The following is a 1746-nucleotide window of genomic DNA, read 5'->3' as shown; positions in this document are numbered from 1 at the left end:
TCTGTGATTTTAGTGGGCTTGACCTCTAAAAATCGCTTAGACGACTACACTCCCTGGGCGACATCAGCTCTGAGAGATGGAGCTCCAGATTTTGGAGGTCAGGCCAACGCCTATCATGATCATTTATTTGGAGGTCTTTTAGACAAGTTGCAGTCGCTTTATCGCCTGGACGAAACTCGCCTTGCTTATGGAGGCTACTCACTAGGTGGTTTGGCGGCAGTCTACAGTCTTTTCAGCTTTGACAAGGTTTCCTGTGTCTTTTCGATCTGCGGTTCCTTTTGGTATCCTGATTTTGCGGCTTACTGCAAGGCAGAAAATGTGAAAAATTTGGACTGTTTGCTGTATTTACAGAATGGTCAAACAGAAGGAGCATACCATACTAATCGCTTGGCTCAAGCACCAGTCTATGCTGAGCAGATCCATACCAGTCTTCAGAAACGCTATCCGAACGGTCAGTTTGTCTTTGATCCTTATGGACACCATGAACAAGTAGTTGAGCGATTTTTAGCTTTTTCCAGCTGGTTGGCCCAAAAATGGAAAATTAAGTAAAAGAATTATCCCTTGGCTTTTGCCAAGGGATTGTTGTATTTATTTAACCAAGGTTTTCTCTCTTTTTATCTGGATTCCAGACGAAGCTTGCGATAAAGCTAAAGATGATGGTTAGGATAGCGAGGATAATGGCAAGGATGAGAGCAGGGATGCGGATAAACCACCAGAGTGGGTTTGGTTTTTTATCATTGTGCCATTGTTTAGTTTCTTGGTCCAGACGTTGGAATTCTGTTTGGATACGGTCTGCAACCATTTCGATTCCTTCATCATTCATTTTCTTGATGTCTGAAATATCGATTGGATTTCCAAAGTTCATGTCGACACGTTCACGGCTAACCAAGCCCTTCAAAGTCATGGGACCTGTGTAGGTAACTGGCATGATACGAACCTTGGCCATTTTGGCAATCAGGGCTACGCCACCCTTAACATCGTTTGAGTGACGGCTTCCACTTGGAAACATGATGAGAGAGCGGTCACTTTTTTTTAGGACATTGATAGGATATTTTATGGCAGAGGCGCTAGGATTTTCACGGTCGATAGGAAAGGCACCACACATACGAATCCACCAACCAAAAATACGGTTAGTAAAGAGTTCTTTTTTGGCCATAAAGATGAACTGTTTTGGCTTAGTCGCAAAGGCCATATAAACTGGATCCCACCAGGTGCGGTGAGGCGCAACCAGGATATAATTTTCATCTTGATTAGGAATTTTATCGGTATTATGGTAGTGGGCATTGCCATTGATGGACCATAGTAGCAATACAACCAATCCACGTAAATAAGTATAAAACATGCGATCTCCTTCGATTCTTTTCTTGTTAATATTATACCTTATCAAAGGAGGGCTGGCAAACTTTTTCCCTTGACTAGGTGCATATTTGGGATGAGATTAGAATTCTTTTAGAAAAAATGATATGATAGAATTTATGGATAAAAATAAGATTATGGGATTAACCCAAATAGAAGTCAAGGAAAGACAGGCTAAGGGCTTGGTCAATGATTTTACCGCATCGGCTAGTACCAGCACTTGGCAAATCGTTAAACGAAATGTCTTTACTCTTTTTAATGCTTTGAACTTTGCTATTGCTTTGGCACTAGCCTTTGTGCAGGCTTGGAGCAATCTGGTCTTCTTTGCTGTTATCTGCTTTAACGCCTTTTCTGGTATTGTGACCGAGCTGCGGGCTAAACACATGGTAG

General features: G+C 42.0%; 2 protein-coding genes and 1 pseudogene. 2 read left to right on the top strand and 1 reads right to left on the bottom strand.

Annotated elements, in window-relative coordinates; translation table 11 throughout:
• On the top strand, positions 1-549 hold a 549-nt coding region (locus tag ACLNCN_RS04575), incomplete at its 5' end, for an alpha/beta hydrolase (protein ID WP_424844722.1).
• 43 nt (positions 550-592) lie between these two features.
• Here the strand turns inward: ACLNCN_RS04575 and ACLNCN_RS04570 are convergent.
• A complete protein-coding gene (locus ACLNCN_RS04570) occupies positions 593-1342 on the bottom strand; it encodes a lysophospholipid acyltransferase family protein (RefSeq protein WP_150922531.1) in 750 nt (249 codons plus the stop codon).
• 133 nt (positions 1343-1475) lie between these two features.
• Between ACLNCN_RS04570 and ACLNCN_RS04565 the strand changes: the two are divergent.
• Positions 1476-1746: pseudogene (locus ACLNCN_RS04565) on the top strand (ATPase); the annotation flags it as partial.

The organism is Streptococcus sp. CL8.13, from assembly GCF_049737895.1.
Note: the sequence above shows the minus strand (reverse complement) of the source record. Positions and strands in the feature narration are given on the sequence as shown.

What these genes read in the sequence shown, in the direction of transcription:
- ACLNCN_RS04570 (WP_150922531.1), bottom strand. Translation starts at nt 1,342, where the DNA reads ATGTTTTATACTTATTTACGTGGATTGGTTGTATTGCTACTATGGTCC.